Genomic DNA, 15,434 nt, shown 5'->3' with positions numbered 1-15,434 from the left:
CGGCGGGACCGGTTCAAACGCGCCGGCGCAGCCGGCCCCCTCAATTCCTGACTTTTCTTTCCCCATTCCTGATTTTATTGCGACTATCGGCAGAAAGGGATTTTGATATGGCGAAGCTAGTATATGACGACACCGGCCGTCTCCTCTTTACCAAGGAGATGAAGGAGGAGTACACCATCCTCATGCCCCAGATGCTGCCCGTCCACTTCGGGATGTTCCAGCGTCTGCTGGAGCTGGAGGGCTACAAGGTGGATATGCTCACCTCCAACCACCGGGGCATCATCGATGAAGGGCTCAAATATGTCCACAACGACACCTGCTACCCCGCCCTGCTGGTCATCGGACAGCTGATCGACGCCATCAAGCACGGCGGCTATGACCCCCACAAGGTGGCCCTGTTCATCACCCAGACCGGGGGCGGCTGCCGGGCCTCCAACTACATCCACCTGCTGCGCAAGGCGCTGGAAAAAGCGGACCTGGCCTTTGTGCCGGTGATCTCGGTGAATCTGTCCGGTCTGGAGAAAAATCCCGGCTTCTCCCTCACTCTCCCCATCATCCGCAAGATGGTCTACGCCATGATGTACGGGGACATCATCGTCAATGTGGCCAACCAGGTCCGGCCCTATGAGCGGGAGCGGGGCGCCACTGACGCCATGGTCTCCACCTGGCAGGGCCGGCTGATCCAGGGCTTCCAGCAGGGTAAGGGGATGAGCCGCGGCCAGATGCGGACCAACTTTGACGCCATCTGCGCCGACTTTGCCTCCATCCCCGTCACCAGGGAGCAGAAGGTGCGGGTGGGCGTCGTGGGTGAGATCTATGTAAAGTTCTCTCCCCTGGGCAACAATAATCTGGAGGACTTTCTGCTCTCCGAGGGGGCCGAACCCGTGGTCCCCGGCCTCACCGATTTCATGATCTTCAAGATCTACAACCGGGTAGTGGACGTGGATCTGTACGGCGGCAAGTGGATCAAGAAGGCTACCTGCCAGCTCTTTATGAAGTACATCGAGGCCTGTCAGAAGGACATGATCCAGGCGCTGGAGCGCTCCGGCCGCTTCCGTGCACCGGGCACCTTCCAGGACCTGCACCGAATGATCCAGGGCTATCTGGGGGACGGCAATAAGATGGGAGAGGGCTGGCTCCTCACCGCCGAGATGCTGGAGCTCATCCACACCGGCACCCCCAACATCGTCTGCACCCAGCCCTTCGGCTGTCTGCCCAACCACATCGTGGGCAAGGGCATGCTGCGCAAGCTGAAGGACGACTATCCGTACAGCAATGTGGTGGCTATCGACTACGACCCCGGCGCCACCAAGATCAACCAGGAGAACCGCATCAAGCTGATGCTGGCCAACGCCAAGGCGCTGGCCAAGCAGCAGGGCGGGGAAGCCCCCGCCGCCGCCCGGGAGGCGGCCCCCACCCCCTCCTCCTACACCCACGCTGGGGCCCACGCGTAAATTCTATCTTCCAGAGGGCGGAGCTACATGGCTCCGCCCTCTTTGGGAGAAAAACAAGGCGTCTGAGCTCTCACTCAGACGCCTTGCCTGTTTCCTCGTACGGAGTTCACGCCTCCGGGTCCCAGATCCCCTGGGAACAGTCCAGGTCTGGGTCCAGCTCTTCCACCAGCAGGGCCAGCCGCTCCTCTCCTTCTGGGAGCCCCGCTTGGGAAAGCAGGTCCGCCATACCGTCCTCCGGCGCCTCCAGCCAGACCCGCTGGGCATACCGCTCCAGCAGCTGGGCCGTCTGGCCGCCGGGACTCTCATCCCCCTCCAGCACCGCCCAGGTGCTCCGAAGGGCCAGCCGCGTCCCGTAGGGCTCCAGAGCCGCCTCCGCTCTGGCGAGGAACTCCTCCACCGGCTGAGACAGGTGCTCCAGGTCGTAGGCATTCCCCTGCTTGATATAGCCCAGATTTCCCTCCGCCGGATAGCCCCAGTTGTCCAGCAGGATCTCGTCAAAGCCCAGCTGGGCCAGCTCCACCATCAGAGCGACCAGATAGTCCTGGACCGCCTGACTGGCTGGGCTGCTCCACCGCAGCTCCTCCGGATCGGTCCACCGGTAGCCGCTGTTGGTCCGGATGGCATATGTCTCATCCTTGGCCAGGGCGTGGTCCCGGAAGCAGGACAGGCGGGCCACCGTGTACAGTTCCCCGCTGTTGAGGGCCTGGAGCTGGCGGTTGATGTCCGCCTGTCCGGCGTTGACCCCCGCCGAGGCGGCCATGGCCAGCTGGGAGACGAAGCCCAGCTGGCCCCGGTCTGTCTTCATGTCCAGCAGGACGCTGTTGGCTCCTGCCTGGGCGGCCAGCGCCTCCGCCGAGCCGTCCTCCACCGCTGAAAGGGGGACAGTCACCGCCGCCAGAAGGGGCTCTCCCTCCTCCGGTGTCTCCTCCGGCTGGGAGGCGGCAGGCTCTACCGCCACCCGGAAGTCCTCCGGCTCCTGGGCCGGTCCCTCCTTTTGAAAGAAGGGCAGCTCCAGGTGATAACCCCCGTCGTCGTAGACGATGTATTTCTGCGCCATCCACACTCCGGCCACGGCCAGCACCACCAGTACCGCCAGGATCAGGGCTACGGTCTTCAACACGTCTGTGGTGCTCCTCCGTCCCCGGTAGGAGCCGTACACGAACCGCTTCCCGCGCATCACGGACCTCCTTTCCCACCCACCCGGCGTGAAAGGGGTCCGCCCTCTCCCTCGGGGGGTCGTCTCATTTCAGTATGCCGCCTTTCGGCGGCGCTATTCCCTCTCTCCCGCTCCCGCGGTCAGATCACGATCCCGCCGTTGGGCTGGATCACCTGTCCGGTGAGGAAGGGGGCGCCGCCCCCTGCCAGGAACCACACGCTCTCCGCCACCTCTTCCGCCGTGCCGATCCGGCCCAGGGGGGTCTCCTCCGCCAGAGCGGCCAGGGCCTCGCTATCCAGTCCCCCGTTCATCTCCGTGTCGATGACCCCGGGGGCCACGCAGTTGACGGTGATGTGGGAGGGCCCCAGCTCCTTGGCCAGCGCCTTGGTCAGGCCGATGACCCCCGCCTTCGCGGCGGAATAGGCCACCTCGCAGGAGCCGCCAGTGACCCCCCACATGGAGGATACGGTGACGATGGCCCCCCGCTGCCGGCGGACAAAGCCGGGGACCGCCGCCCGCAGGGTGTAGAACACCCCGTCCAGATCCACCCCCATCACCTGGCGCCACTGCTCGTCCGTGGTGTCGGTAAGCAACTGCTGGGGCAGGGCGACCCCTGCGTTGCACACCAGGGCGTCCAGGGGGCCCAGCTGTTCCTCCGCCGCCCGGACCAGAGCGGCCGCCTGGGCCGGGTCAGACACATCGCCGGGCAGGAGGGCGGTCTGTCCCCCGGCGGCGGCGATCTCTGCTGCCAGGGCCTCCGCCCGGCCACGGGAGGTGCGGTAATTCACCCCCACACGCCAGCCCTCCCGGGCAAAGCGGCGGGCCACCGCCGCCCCGATGCCCCGGGAAGCTCCGGTGATAAGCACAGCCCTGTCCATCGCCTCTCCTCCTTACAGATTGCTTTTGAAGTTCCCCAGGACCCGCATCTCTGCGGATGCCTGGGACAGCTCCTGGAGGGCACCGTCCATCGCCGGGTCCGCCAGACTCCCGTCAAACTCCAGGAAGAACAGATACTCCCAGCTCCGTCCCGGCAGAGGGCGGGACTCCAGCTTCACCAGGTTCAGCCCGTGGACGGCAAAGATGGTGAGTACCTCATGGAGGCTGCCCACCTCGTCCGGAAGGCTGAGGACCGCGGAGATCTTGTCCGCCCCCTCCCGCAGCTCCATCACCGGGGAGACCACCACGAAGCGGGTGGTGTTGTTGCTGTTGTAGTTGACTCCCCGGGCCAGAATCTCCAGGCCATACAGCTCCGCCGCCCGGCTGGAACAGATGGCCGCCTTGGTGATATCCCCGGTCTGGGCCACATACTGAGCGCTGCCCGCCGTGTCCCCGTGGGCCACCCCCACCCAGCCGGGATGCCGGGCCAGGAAGGGCTCGCACTGGAAGAGCCCCTGCTCGTGGGAATAGACATGGGTGATGGTATCCAAGGTAGCCCCATGGGGAGCCATCAGGCAGTGCTCTACCTTGACGGTATTCTCCCCCACGATGTAGCACTCATACCTGCCCAGCAGCTCGTACACCTGGCGGATAGCCCCGGTGGAGCTGTTTTCGATGGGCACCACGCCGTAGTCCGCCCCGCCCTGGGCCACTGTCTGGAACACCTCTTCAAAGGTGGGCAGGCCCTGGCACCGGCAGTCCTCTCCAAAAAAACGCAGGGAGGCCATCTCGCTGTATGCCCCCGCCACGCCCTGATAGACCACCCTGGGTCTCTCCACCGGCTGCCGCGCGGCGGCCTCGGCCCTCCGGCATCGGCTGTATCCCGGACCGGGATCGTTCCCTCCCACCCGGCGCCGCAGGTCCCGGCGGCTGAGGGCCAGCACAGTCTCAAACAGGTGGGCCAGCTCTAGTTTCCGGCCCTCATCCAACGTCTCCGCCGCTGCGCTCCGGAGCACCTCCAGCTCCCGCCGGGGGTCCATCAGGGGCAGCCCCAGCTCCTCCTTGCAGGCCCCGATCCGGCCGGTCACCTCCATGCGCTTCAAAAACAGCTCCGCGATCTGATCGTCCAGGCGGTCCACCTCTTGCCGCAGGGCGGCCAAACAGTCTTCCATTTCCGCTCCTCCTTACCCAAACACGCCCTGGACCAGGGCCATATACAGGATCGTCCCTCCAAAGATGGAGAGCAGATCGTTCCCCTTCCACAGATGGAGGAGGACCACCGCCCCGCAGGAGAGGAGGGCGGGTACCCACCCCGCCGGGGTGGCAAAGCTGACGCCCTTCAGGCAGTAGACGATCAGCATGGCCATGATGGCCGGGGGCAGCACCCGCCCCAGATAGAGCACCGCCTTGGGGGGCTCCTCCCCCCGGTCAAAGAGCAGGAAGGGCAGCAGCCGGGTGGCAAAGGTCACCACGGCCATCACCAGGATCAGGAGCAGATCCCGTGTGGTCTCTCCGTTCACAGCGTCCGCTCCTCCTTTCCTGTCCCGGCCTTGTGCAGGGCCTGTCCCTCCGGCATTTTAGGTGAAAATACCAGCAGGGCGGCCACGATGACCACCAGCGCCAGGATCAGCATATTATCCTCCCCCGCCAGCCGCAGGCTGGCCAGGGTGGCCAGGCAGCCGATAGCAGCTGGCAGATGGTTCCGGGTCCCCTTCCATTGGCCCACCGCGATGACGATGAAGAGGGCGGTCATGGCGAAGTCTACTCCGGTGGTGTCAAAGGACAGGGCACTGCCCAGCAGGGAGCCCAGAACCGTGCCCAGCACCCAGTAACTGTGGTCCATCAGGGCAATGGCCAGGTAGTAGTCCTTCTCCCGCACCCCCTCCGGCGCCTTGGCGGACGCCAGCAGCGCATAAGTCTCATCAGTGAGGGAAAAGATCATATAGAGCTTCCGCAGCCCCATCCCCCGGAACTTTTCCAGCATAGACAGGCCATAGAACATGTGCCGGAAGTTCAGCAGCAGGGTCATCAGAGCCGTCTGAAGGGGGGAGGCCCCCGCAGCCAGCAGAGTCACCCCCATGTACTGTCCGGCCCCGGCATAGATGATCAGGCTCATCAGCAGGGCCCAGAACACATTGTATTCCGCCGAATCCATCATCAGGCCGAAGGCCATCCCGATGGCCAGATAGCCCATCAGCACCGGAATGGTGACATGGAAAGCGGCGGAGAGGACGTTTCGATCCATCTCTCTCATTCACCCCATAGCGGTGGTGCCGTCTGCTGAGACGGGGCAGCACACACCTCCGCCGGGCACCAAGTTTGTTGCGTTCCACATTTTACTCGTTTTTGGCCGGATACGCAAGGGATTTTCCCACTTTTTCCGCCATTTTCCGGGAACGGGCCCGTTCCTTTCTTCTCTCCTGTACAGATGACATAAAGATTCACAAATTTTCCCTTGTTTTTTCCGTCCCATTCCTTATAATAATTCGTAATCAGTAGCATCCGGGGAGTCCAAGGACGGGGCGCTCCGGGCGCCAATCTCATAAAAAAGTGAGGCCCCAGCTTTGAAAACCATGCTTTTTCTCTACAACCCCACCGCCGGCAAGGGGCGGGTGACGGCCGATTTGGCCGCTGTTCTGGATGTCTTTACCAAGGCGGGCTACCTGACCACCGTCTATCCCACCCAGGGGAAGGCGGATGCCACCCGCATCGCCGCCGAGCTGGGCGGCCAGTTCGACCGGGTGGTCTGCTCCGGCGGGGACGGCACGCTCAGCGAGACGGTGTCCGGCCTGATGCAGCTGGACCATCCGCCGGTGCTGGGTTACATCCCCTTCGGCTCCACCAACGACTGCGCCACCACCCTGCGCCTGCCCCGGGACCCGGTGAAAGCCGCCCAGACCGCCTCAGAGACCGGCGTTCCCCGCCCCTGGGATATCGGCAGGCTCAACGGCCGCCCCTTCGTCTATGTGGCCGCTTTCGGCGCCTTCACCGAGGTATCCTACGACACCCCCCAGGATCTGAAAAACACCTTCGGCCATCTGGCCTATGTGATGGCGGGCATCGCCTCCCTCCCCTCCATCACCCCCTACCACCTGAGGATCGAGTGCGACGACCAGGTGCTGGAGGACGATTTCTTTTACGGAATGGTGTGCAACACCATCTCCGTAGGCGGAATGAAGGCCCTGCCTACAGACCGGGTGGTGCTGGATGACGGGCTGTTTGAGGTCATTCTGGTCCGCAAGCCCACCAGCATCACCGACCTCACTGACAGCCTCCAGGCCCTTATCCGACAGGAGCCCCCCCAGTCAGGGGCCGTGCTCTCCTTCCACGCCTCCCATCTGAAGTTCACCGCCGAAAAGCCCATTCCCTGGACGCTGGATGGGGAGTACGGGGGCAGCCACGAGATCAACGTAGTGGAGAACTGCCGCCAGGCCCTGACTGTGATGCAGGGGGACTGAGCCCCCTTTCTTTCTCAAAGGAGCCCCGCTCCGCCGGCCATGGTGCCGGCGGAGCGGGGCTCCCTCCTTTTTGATGCGCTTATTCCCCAGACAGCGGGACCAGGTCCCCAACCAGGCTGACTGCCCGCTGGGCGCTCACGCCCTGTTCAAAAGCGAGAGCATGGCTGTATGTCCCGTCCTTCCACGCGGCCAGATAGGTCCAGTCCCCATTCCCCTTGATGGTCACCATCTGTTCTCCCGCACTCTGGCTCCGTTCCCAGCCGTAGGCAGTGTAGCTGCCGCTGACCTCCTGGCTCCCCCGGGCCACCCGATAGCTGATGCCCTCCGGCCAGTTCAGCTGGGCCACCGCTCCGCTGATCACCTGGATCTTTTCAGGGGCTCCCAGCTCCCCGGGAGCTTTCAATGGGAACCCCACCGCCTGCTCCGCCTCGGCTGCGGTCTGATACTCCACTGCCCCGCCGGAGGGCGGTTCGTCCTCCGTGGGTGGTGCGCCCTCTGTCCGCAGGGCCACGGTCCCCCCCTCCATCGTCACGGTGCAGGAGAGCAGCTGGAACATGGAGGCGGGGACGTAGGTACGTCCCGCCACCACCACCGGCGCCGCTCCATAGTGCTCCGGCGAGGTAGCCCCGATGGAGGACTTGCTGGCGCAGGCATAGCGGTCCAATCCGTAGGTCAGGTTCATGACCTGATCCTCATTTTCGATGCGGGTCCCGTTCTCTTCCGGCAGCCAGGTCACAGTCCATCCCAGGGCCTGGGCCACCTTCCACAGTGGGAGCATCACCTGTCCGTTCTCCTGGTAGGGCGCGGCGGGCGCCTCGCTCAGGTCCAGGCAAACTCCGTCCAGCGTCACCCTGCAGGCCGTGGAAGATGTCTGGCCCGCCCCGGCGGCCGGAGCCTCCCCGCCCTCCACAGCCCAGACGGGTACGCTCAGCAGGGAGGCGCACACCGCGCCGGCCAACAGCCGATTCCATTTCATAGTCGCGTTTCCTTTCCTGGTATCCAAAGTGTTCCTTCTATTTGTATAGACGACCCGACACGGGATTTTGTTCCATCCCGGACCGTTTATTTTTTCGTCCCCGCTCCTCCATACTAATGGGACACACACCCACTGTCAAGGGCGCAGCCGCAGATGTCTCTCTTTTCCAGTATACTGATTCTGCCGGACCTGGGGGCTCCCCGTCTCAGAAGAGGCTCAGCTGCTCTAGTCTCCGCTCCTGCCTCCGGCCCGCCTGCTCTTGGGCCACACCCTGCGGCAGGCTGTCCAGGAAGGGAGAGGGTCCGCCCCCGGCGCTGAGGATCAGCTCCTCCCGGGCCCGGGTCATCCCCACATAGAGCAGCCGGCGCTCCTCCTCCAGATCCGCCGGACGGCCGGGCATCTCAAGGGGAAGCGTGCCTTCTGTCAGTCCCGCCACAAAGACGGCAGGAAACTCCAGTCCCTTGGAGGCGTGGAGAGTCATCAGCCGGACAGCCCCGGACTCCCAGCCCCGGCCCGCAGCCCGGCGCACATCCGCCTCCTCCCCCAGAGTGAGGGCCTCCCAGAGGGAGCGGAAGGCTGGGTAGAACACCGCCGTATTCCGCAGCTTCTCCAAGGCCGGCGAGGTCCCGTACCGCTCCTCCCAGCCCTCTACCAGTTTCCATGGCTTCTCCTTCTCCACCGCTGGCTCCCACTCCTTCACCCGGTCCAGCCAAAGCTCCAGATGGCCATAGCCTCGGACCGCCTCCTCCAAGGCCGCCAGGTCTGCCCCCTGTGTCCAGAGGCGGCGGGCCCTTCCGGCCAGGTCGGCGGGACAGTCCCACAGAAGGCCCAGCGCGGTCTCCAGGGCTGCAGGGTCCGCCGGGCTTTGGAGGGAGCGGAAGAAAGCCAGCACTCCCCGCACCTGGCGGTCCTCCAGAAAGTCCTCCCGCCCGCTGACCACACAGGGGATGTCGTCGTGACGCAGGCACTTCTCCACCAGCTCCAGCTGCCGATGGGTGCGGCAGAGGACGGCGATGTCAGAGAAAGCCCGCACTGTCCGCTCGTGGCCCAGGGCCTGGGCCTCCAGCATGTCCACCCCGCCGGTCATACGGCCGATCTCCTTGGCGAGAAACACCCCCTCAGAGAAGGCATCCGGGCTCCTCACCATCCGTACCGCCGGGCCGGAGGGCCGGTTGGGGCGCAGGCGGCGGCAACCGCCCGGATTTTTCTCGATCACGGGGGCGGCAGCCTCCAGCACCTCCGGCGTGGAGCGGTAGTTCTCCACCAGCCGGATCTCCCGCAGCTCCGGCCGTTCCGCCCGCAGGCGCTGGAAACACTTCCCGTCCGCCCCCCGGAAACCGTAGATAGACTGGTCCGGGTCTCCGATGACAAAGAGAGACCCGCTGGCGCTCCAGGCCCGGACCAGCCGGTACTGGGTCTCGTTGATGTCCTGGAACTCGTCTACCAGCAGGTGCCGGAAGCAGGTCCGGCCCCCAGTGTCCAGCGCCAGCGCCCGGATGAGCAGGTCATCAAAGTCCAGCATCCCCCGCTCCTCCAGCCGGGCACAGTAGGCCTGCCAGATCTCCTCTTCCAGTCCAGCTGTCTCCAGAGACGCGCCGTTTTTCACCTGGGACACCCCCTGGAGCAGCGCCCGTGCGCTCCCCTTCCGGCCCAGCACCCGGAGGGTCTCCTCCGCCAGGGACAGGGCCTCCCCTTGGCCGATCAGCCCCACATCCCCCAGCAGAGCCAGGCAGATGGCATGGAAGGTCCCGATAGTCATGCGGGAGGCGGCCCGCCGCCCCAGGCGCTCCTCCAGCCGCTGGCGCATCTCAGCGGCTGCCTGGTTGGTGAAGGTCACCGCAGTGATCTCCCCCGGCCGGACCCCCCGCTCCTCCACCAGCCACGCGATTCGGTCCACCAGGGTCTTGGTCTTGCCTGTGCCAGGTCCGGCCACCACCGCTACGGTTCGCTCCTCCGCCGAGATGGCCGCCTGCTGCTGGGAATTGGAGCGCTGGAGGCCCTGCTCCCCCTCCCGCTCCGCCGCCTTCGGCCGCTTTGGGAGCTGTCCCCGCTTTTTCTCCCCCTGTTTTGGGGTCTCCTCTGCCCCAAACAGGGAGACCTGTCCGCTCAGGCGCTGGATCTCCGCCGGGGCAAGGAGGGAGATGGCACCGTATTCCCCGTCAAACCCGGGACGGCGCTCCACCTGCCCCAGCCGCAGGCGCCGGATGCCCTCCGCCACGCAGGGGCCCGCTTCCCGCTGCAGGTCCTCTATGGGGACGTCCCGCAGGATAGTGAATTCCGGCCCCAGGGTCTGCAGCAAGCGCTCATACTGTTCCAGGGTCTTTTTCCCGGCGGCCGAGCCGCCGGTGGAGGCGGCGATCACCTCCGGCAGGGGGGCCAGGCTCTCGAAGGGCTTGGCTTCCTCCGGCCGGAAGCCCGCCGGCCGGTCGGCCAGCTCCTCCACCCGGTGCTCCACCCCGATGGTCAGCTTTTTCCCGCACACCGGACACAGTCCGCCCCGTTCCGCCGTCTCGGCGGGGGTGAGGCACACCCCGCAGTTCCGGTGTCCGTCCAGGTGGTACTTTCCCTCCTCCGGGAAGAACTCCAGGGTGCCCAGAAGCCCCTCCCCGGTGCGGATAGCCTGGACCAGCTCCGGATAGGAGAGGCCGGTGTCCAGCAGGTCGGCCTCCCGGCCCAGCCTGGAGGGGGAGTGGGCATCCGAGTGGGACAGAAGGCTCAGCCGGTCCAGCGCCGATACCCGCCAGTTCATGGGCGGGTCAGAGGACAGTCCGGTCTCCACTCCGTGGATCTGGTCCGCCAGGTCCCCAAAGCACTCCTCGACGGTGTCAAAGCCGGAGAAGGCACCGAACATGGCAAAGTGGGGCGTCCAGATATGGGCGGGGATGAATTCGGCCTCTGGGCAGGTCTCCAGGGTCAACTCCAGCAGATCCCGGCTGTCCAGCCCCAGAATGGGGCGGCCGTCCGAGTGGATGTTGCCGATGGCCTCCAGCCGGACGGACAGTTCTTCCGCCGCTTCCAGGCTGGGGAGGAGGATCAGGTTGTGCACCTTCCGCGTCCGCCCGTGGCGCTTGTAGATGCAGCTGATCTCCCCGGTGACCACGAAACGGGGGGCGGCCCCGGGCGCAGTCCCCTCCATTGTCAGCCCCTCCCGCAGGGCATAGACCCCCTCCCCCGCGGGGACCAGCTGCTCCCGCATCTCCGCCCGCCAAGCCGGATGGGTGAAGTCCCCTGTCCCTATCAGCTGGATGCCTTTGCGCCGGGCCCACCAGTCCAGGTGGGGCAAGTCGCAGTCCCGGCTGGTGGCCCGGGAGAACCTGGAGTGGATATGAAGATCAGCAATATACATGGATGTCCCCCTCTTTTCACAAGGATCCCCTCCATTATACCGTTTTTCTCTCTCCGGTGCAATGCACGGGCCGGCTTTCTCCCCCTTTTTCTGTCATATTCCGGGAGTTGAAGACACTCCCTCCTCTCTTCTCTCCATCGCCCGCTGCACATCGTTGGACAGGATCTCCAAAAATTCCGATGCGGTGGGCGGCCCGTCCAGGGGATACCCCGCCATCTCCCGCAGCAGTTCCGGGTTGGTCCGCCACGCGATCTGCACCGCAGTGCGGATGTTCCGCTCCACCGCGGTCCATTTCCGCCCGCAGCGGCTGCCCACTTCCCAGTAAATCTCCTTGGTCACTGCCTCCAGGCTGTCCTCCTGGTCCACCGCCAGCTGAATGGCCATTACGATGCGGCCATAACAGCGGCATCGCCTCGTGATCCCTAGGGCGCGCAGTTCCCGTCGAATTACATTTATTTCATTCATCGACATTTCCTCCCAATTTAGTTTTAAGGAAATCATACGACAAAATGGAAGCAATTATATCAAATCCGACGATATGCGCTTAGATTCGTTTATATTCGACACTCGCTGTCCACATTCCCCCCTTTTTCTGCACCTCCTGCCCCCACATTCCTGAATTTTTATTTCCACCTATTTTGGGGGCTGGAAAATCGCTTCCTTTCATGCTATCCTCTGATAGGGATCCTTCTCTGTCCCCCCTGCCGCCTATCAGAAAGGAGCAATCATGCGGACACAACTCTGGCAGCTGGCCTGCCTCTATTGGACCACTGCAAACCTGCTGGCCTTCGCCCTGATGGGGCTGGACAAGCGCCGGGCCCGCCGGGGCTGTTGGCGCATTTCGGAGAAGGCCCTGTTCTTCTTTCCCGTCCTGGGCGGTTCCCTGGGGGGGATGCTGGGGATGTACTTTTTCCACCACAAGACCCGCCACTGGTATTTTCGGGCAGGCTTCCCTCTCCTGTTTCTGTTCCAGGCGCTCCTGCTCTTCTTTCTGTGGCGGTGGCTGGCGCCCTGATATGCCTGGAGCAGGCTGTCCCCGCTGTGCGCACGTCTTGTCCACTCACGACAGGCAAAGTTCACACTTGCAGGACAAGTCGTATTTTTTCACATACATGCCGCCGAAAAAGCAGATTTAATTCACTCTGTCAAAAAGTCCTTCAGGGACCTTTTGGCAGCCTGTAATTCCTTCGCACCTGCGGGTGCGGGACTCTGCGGATCGCTTCCCACGAGCTGAGGGGGCCCGCGGCCTGCGCCGCGCCCCCCCTCCTCTCCCCGCTCTGCCGGTGTCGGTCCCGGATATGAACTGCGCCCGCCTCAACTGAGGTGGGCGCAGCTCCCATTTACAGCTTTTTGTCGTAGCAGTTCAGGATCTCCCGGATAAAGCCCTGGAAGAAGAACTCCGTCCCGCCCACAAAGGTATAGCCCAGCTTGGGATACATGGTGTTGGCCGGAAGATTCCCCTCATAGGTGTCCAGGCGCATCACCTTTTTCCCCTTCCTGCGGGCCTCCTCCTCGCAGAAGGCCACAAACTCCCGTGCCTTCCCTCGCCCAGCCCACCGGGGGCTGATGCAGAGGGTGTGGATCACCATGACATCCTCCGGATCCGCCGGGACGGACCAGTTCAGTGCGGCATATTCCGCCAGCTGCTCTCCGTTCAGGTTGACGCAGCCGTACACCTCTCCGTCCTCCTCCGCCACATACAGGGTGCCGGCCTCCAGGGCCGCACGCGCGTGTTCAACCGTGGGGTACTTCCCCCGCTGCCAGTTGGTAAAGGAGGCGGGCCGTTTCTCCTCCTCCGCCAGGATCTCCTCATAGATGCTCCCCACCAGGGGCAGGTCCTGCTCTGTCGCCAGTCGGATCATACCTTCTCTCTCCCTCTTTGTCGATCTTGAAAAAATCGGGGCGGCTCAGCGCCGCCCCGGTCTTCTGCTTTACGGCCGGTCCTGCTCCGGCTTCTCATTGGGCCCTTCCCCGTCCTGAGGGGGCGGTGTCTCGTCATCCCGGGGCTGGGCGGGCGGCTCCTCCGGACCGCTCTGCTCCGGCTCTCCGTCTGGGAGCTGCGGCGCAGACACCGGCTCACTGACGATGTGGATGTTCTTGGCGGGGGGCTCGATGTCCCCAGTGAGGGAACGGCTCCTGCCGTGGGTGGAGGCGTAAGCGTCCTCCACCAGGGCGGGGTCCCGCCCCTGGATGATGGCCACCATCTCGCCGCCGGTGATGGTCTCCTTCTCCAGCAGGTAGGCCACCACCTTGTGCATGTCCTCCAGGTTTTCCCGGATCAGTTCCACTGCGTCCTGATAGCACTGGTCCAGGATGGCCTTTACCGCCTTGTCCATGACAGCGGCGGTGTCCTGGGCGCAGTCCAGGCCGTAGCCCCCGTCCAGGTACTGGTTACGGATGGAGCCCAGAGCCATCATACCAAACTCGTCGCTCATGCCGAACATGGCTACCATGTTCCGGGCCAGGTTGGTGGCCTCCTGGATATCCTGGGAGGCACCGTTGGTCATGGTGTTGAGCACCACCTGCTCGGCGGCCCGACCGCCCATGGAGACGGTGATTTTGGCCATCAGCTCTTCCTTGGTGCGCAGGTTGGTCTTGTCCTCCTCGGGCATCAGCAGGGTGTAGCCCAGGGAACCTTCCGTGTGGGGGACGATGGTGATCTTCTGCACGGGCTCGGCGTTCTTCTGCTTGTAGGCCACCATAGCGTGTCCCACCTCGTGGTAGGCCACCAGCTTCTTCTCAAACTCGGTAAGGACGCTGTTCTTCTTCTCGCTTCCAGCGATAACGAATTCGAAGGAGGCCAGCAGATCCTCCTGGGTGACCACTCTTCGGCCGTGCCGGACTGCCCGCAGGGCGGCCTCGTTCACCAGGTTGGCCAAGTCTGCGCCCACGGTCCCCGCGGTGGCCAGAGCGATCTTCTTGAGGTCCACGTCCTCTCCCAGCTTGATCTTCCGGGTGTGGACCTGGAGGGTGGCCAGACGGCCGGCCAGGTTGGGCCGGTCGATGGTAATGCGGCGGTCGAACCGGCCGGGCCGCAGCAGGGCCTTGTCCAGCACCTCGGGCCGGTTGGTGGCCCCCAGCACGATGACGCCCTTGCCCGGGTCGAAGCCGTCCAGCTCGGCCAGCAACTGGTTCAGGGTCTGTTCCCGCTCGTCGTTGCCGCCCATGCGGTTGTCGCGGGACTTGCCGATGGTGTCGATCTCGTCGATGAAGATGATGCAGGGGGCCATCTTGCTGGCCTCCTTGAACAGGTCGCGGACCCGGCTGGCGCCCACGCCCACAAACATCTCTACAAAGTCAGAGCCGGAGATGGAGAAGAAGGGCACGCCCGCCTCTCCAGCCACCGCTTTGGCCAGCAGGGTCTTGCCGGTGCCCGGAGGGCCCACCAGCAGGGCACCCTTGGGCAGCTTGGCACCGATCTCCGTGTACTTCTGGGGATTGTGGAGGATGTCGATGATCTCCTGGAGGGATTCCTTGGCCTCGTCCTGGCCAGCCACATCCCGGAAGGTGACGCCGGTCTTCTTCTCCACATAGACCTTGGCGTTGGCCTTGCCCACGCCGCCCAGTCCGCCCATGCCGCCCTTTCCACCGATGCCCCGGAACAGGAACATCATCAGTCCCACCATCAGCAGCAGGGGAAGCACATAGGAGAGGATCAGGCTGAGGAAATAGGCCGACTCGTCCACCGGCTCGGTGTAGGCGTGATCGGCGTGCTCCTCCAGCATGGCCAGCAGCTCCGGGTCGTCCACCCCGGCCAGGGGGACGGTGATATACTGCTTTTCCTCCTCCGTCTGGGCGGGAACAGGGATCAGGGAGTTCATCAGGCTTCCGCTCCCGCCGGAGGTCTCCTCCCGGGGCAGCTCCACCTCCACGCCGTCCCGCAGGGTGAAGGTGTATTTGCCGTTCTCCACATTGACGGTGTCGATCTTGTCCTCCGCCAGCCACTCCTTGAAGGTGGTGTAGGGCACTTCCACAGTACCCATGTTGGCATAGCTTGAGGTGCAGCTCTTGATCATCATTGTGAACAGCAGGGCCCAAAAGATGATGCTGACCAGGCCCATGATGTTTCTCTTGTTGTTATTTCCGTTATTGTTTCCTTTATCTGGTTTCAAAGGAGAAAACCTCCTGCCTTTTCCATAAGATCGTTCGGACTGCTCCGGCCGGGTGT

At 64.2% G+C, this 15,434-nt stretch carries 13 protein-coding genes; 3 read left to right on the top strand and 10 right to left on the bottom strand.

What is annotated here, in order from left to right; genetic code table 11:
* Positions 1–107: 107 nt before the first annotated feature.
* Positions 108–1,454 (top strand): 2-hydroxyacyl-CoA dehydratase, encoded by a 1,347-nt coding sequence (locus L9O85_RS02515; protein ID WP_301579447.1) that lies wholly within the window; start codon positions 108–110, stop codon positions 1,452–1,454.
* A 106-nt stretch (positions 1,455–1,560) separates the two neighbouring features.
* Here L9O85_RS02515 and L9O85_RS02510 read toward each other — a convergent pair whose 3' ends face one another.
* The 5 genes from L9O85_RS02510 to L9O85_RS02490 form a co-directional block, all read right to left on the bottom strand.
* Positions 1,561–2,631 (bottom strand): putative glycoside hydrolase, encoded by a 1,071-nt coding sequence (locus L9O85_RS02510; RefSeq protein WP_301579446.1) that lies wholly within the window; start codon positions 2,629–2,631, stop codon positions 1,561–1,563.
* Between the two features lie 119 nt (positions 2,632–2,750).
* Positions 2,751–3,488 carry an SDR family NAD(P)-dependent oxidoreductase gene (locus L9O85_RS02505; protein ID WP_050622703.1) on the bottom strand — a complete coding sequence of 246 codons (738 nt, stop codon included), beginning with the start codon at positions 3,486–3,488 and terminating at the stop codon, positions 2,751–2,753.
* A 12-nt stretch (positions 3,489–3,500) separates the two neighbouring features.
* Positions 3,501–4,658 carry a bifunctional chorismate mutase/prephenate dehydratase gene (locus L9O85_RS02500; protein WP_050622704.1) on the bottom strand — a complete coding sequence of 386 codons (1,158 nt, stop codon included), beginning with the start codon at positions 4,656–4,658 and terminating at the stop codon, positions 3,501–3,503.
* A 12-nt stretch (positions 4,659–4,670) separates the two neighbouring features.
* A complete protein-coding gene (locus L9O85_RS02495) occupies positions 4,671–4,964 on the bottom strand; it encodes a branched-chain amino acid transporter permease (protein WP_050625357.1) in 294 nt (97 codons plus the stop codon).
* A gap of 38 nt (positions 4,965–5,002) precedes the next feature.
* Positions 5,003–5,731: an AzlC family ABC transporter permease gene (locus tag L9O85_RS02490; protein WP_301579444.1), complete on the bottom strand. Its 729-nt coding sequence runs from the start codon at positions 5,729–5,731 to the stop codon at positions 5,003–5,005.
* 328 nt (positions 5,732–6,059) lie between these two features.
* Between L9O85_RS02490 and L9O85_RS02485 the strand changes: the two genes are divergently transcribed.
* Positions 6,060–6,944: a diacylglycerol/lipid kinase family protein gene (locus L9O85_RS02485; RefSeq protein WP_082203640.1), complete on the top strand. Its 885-nt coding sequence runs from the start codon at positions 6,060–6,062 to the stop codon at positions 6,942–6,944.
* Between the two features lie 79 nt (positions 6,945–7,023).
* Here L9O85_RS02485 and L9O85_RS02480 read toward each other — a convergent pair whose 3' ends face one another.
* From L9O85_RS02480 to L9O85_RS02470, 3 genes are all read right to left on the bottom strand, one after another.
* A complete protein-coding gene (locus L9O85_RS02480) occupies positions 7,024–7,920 on the bottom strand; it encodes a stalk domain-containing protein (RefSeq protein WP_301579443.1) in 897 nt (298 codons plus the stop codon).
* 205 nt (positions 7,921–8,125) lie between these two features.
* A complete protein-coding gene (locus L9O85_RS02475; RefSeq protein ID WP_301579442.1) occupies positions 8,126–11,266 on the bottom strand; it encodes a UvrD-helicase domain-containing protein in 3,141 nt (1,046 codons plus the stop codon).
* 93 nt (positions 11,267–11,359) lie between these two features.
* A complete protein-coding gene (locus tag L9O85_RS02470) occupies positions 11,360–11,731 on the bottom strand; it encodes a sporulation initiation factor Spo0A C-terminal domain-containing protein (RefSeq protein WP_077138674.1) in 372 nt (123 codons plus the stop codon).
* 262 nt (positions 11,732–11,993) lie between these two features.
* On the opposite strand from L9O85_RS02470, the gene L9O85_RS02465 reads away from it, so the two are divergent.
* On the top strand, positions 11,994–12,281 hold the full coding sequence (locus L9O85_RS02465; protein WP_050622709.1) for a DUF1294 domain-containing protein: 288 nt from the start codon (positions 11,994–11,996) through the stop codon (positions 12,279–12,281).
* Between the two features lie 325 nt (positions 12,282–12,606).
* Here the strand turns inward: L9O85_RS02465 and L9O85_RS02460 are convergent, their stop codons facing one another.
* Positions 12,607–13,128: a GNAT family N-acetyltransferase gene (locus tag L9O85_RS02460; protein WP_050622710.1), complete on the bottom strand. Its 522-nt coding sequence runs from the start codon at positions 13,126–13,128 to the stop codon at positions 12,607–12,609.
* Between the two features lie 69 nt (positions 13,129–13,197).
* A complete protein-coding gene (gene ftsH / locus L9O85_RS02455; protein WP_256183156.1) occupies positions 13,198–15,327 on the bottom strand; it encodes an ATP-dependent zinc metalloprotease FtsH in 2,130 nt (709 codons plus the stop codon).
* Between the last annotated feature and the right edge of the window lie 107 nt (positions 15,328–15,434).

Source organism: Lawsonibacter asaccharolyticus (assembly GCF_022453915.1).
In the GTDB taxonomy this organism is placed as follows: domain Bacteria; phylum Bacillota; class Clostridia; order Oscillospirales; family Oscillospiraceae; genus Lawsonibacter; species Lawsonibacter asaccharolyticus.
The sequence above is the reverse complement of the archived record's forward strand: the minus strand, read 5'-3'. Positions and strand labels throughout refer to the sequence as shown.

What these genes read in the sequence shown, in the direction of transcription:
- L9O85_RS02515 (WP_301579447.1), top strand. Translation starts at nt 108, where the DNA reads ATGGCGAAGCTAGTATATGACGACACCGGCCGTCTCCTCTTTACCAAG.
- L9O85_RS02510 (WP_301579446.1), bottom strand. Translation starts at nt 2,631, where the DNA reads ATGCGCGGGAAGCGGTTCGTGTACGGCTCCTACCGGGGACGGAGGAGC.
- L9O85_RS02505 (WP_050622703.1), bottom strand. Translation starts at nt 3,488, where the DNA reads ATGGACAGGGCTGTGCTTATCACCGGAGCTTCCCGGGGCATCGGGGCG.
- L9O85_RS02500 (WP_050622704.1), bottom strand. Translation starts at nt 4,658, where the DNA reads ATGGAAGACTGTTTGGCCGCCCTGCGGCAAGAGGTGGACCGCCTGGAC.
- L9O85_RS02495 (WP_050625357.1), bottom strand. Translation starts at nt 4,964, where the DNA reads ATGGCCGTGGTGACCTTTGCCACCCGGCTGCTGCCCTTCCTGCTCTTT.
- L9O85_RS02490 (WP_301579444.1), bottom strand. Translation starts at nt 5,731, where the DNA reads ATGGATCGAAACGTCCTCTCCGCCGCTTTCCATGTCACCATTCCGGTG.
- L9O85_RS02485 (WP_082203640.1), top strand. Translation starts at nt 6,060, where the DNA reads ATGCTTTTTCTCTACAACCCCACCGCCGGCAAGGGGCGGGTGACGGCC.
- L9O85_RS02480 (WP_301579443.1), bottom strand. Translation starts at nt 7,920, where the DNA reads ATGAAATGGAATCGGCTGTTGGCCGGCGCGGTGTGCGCCTCCCTGCTG.
- L9O85_RS02475 (WP_301579442.1), bottom strand. Translation starts at nt 11,266, where the DNA reads ATGTATATTGCTGATCTTCATATCCACTCCAGGTTCTCCCGGGCCACC.
- L9O85_RS02470 (WP_077138674.1), bottom strand. Translation starts at nt 11,731, where the DNA reads ATGAATGAAATAAATGTAATTCGACGGGAACTGCGCGCCCTAGGGATC.
- L9O85_RS02465 (WP_050622709.1), top strand. Translation starts at nt 11,994, where the DNA reads ATGCGGACACAACTCTGGCAGCTGGCCTGCCTCTATTGGACCACTGCA.
- L9O85_RS02460 (WP_050622710.1), bottom strand. Translation starts at nt 13,128, where the DNA reads ATGATCCGACTGGCGACAGAGCAGGACCTGCCCCTGGTGGGGAGCATC.
- ftsH (WP_256183156.1), bottom strand. Translation starts at nt 15,327, where the DNA reads ATGGGCCTGGTCAGCATCATCTTTTGGGCCCTGCTGTTCACAATGATG.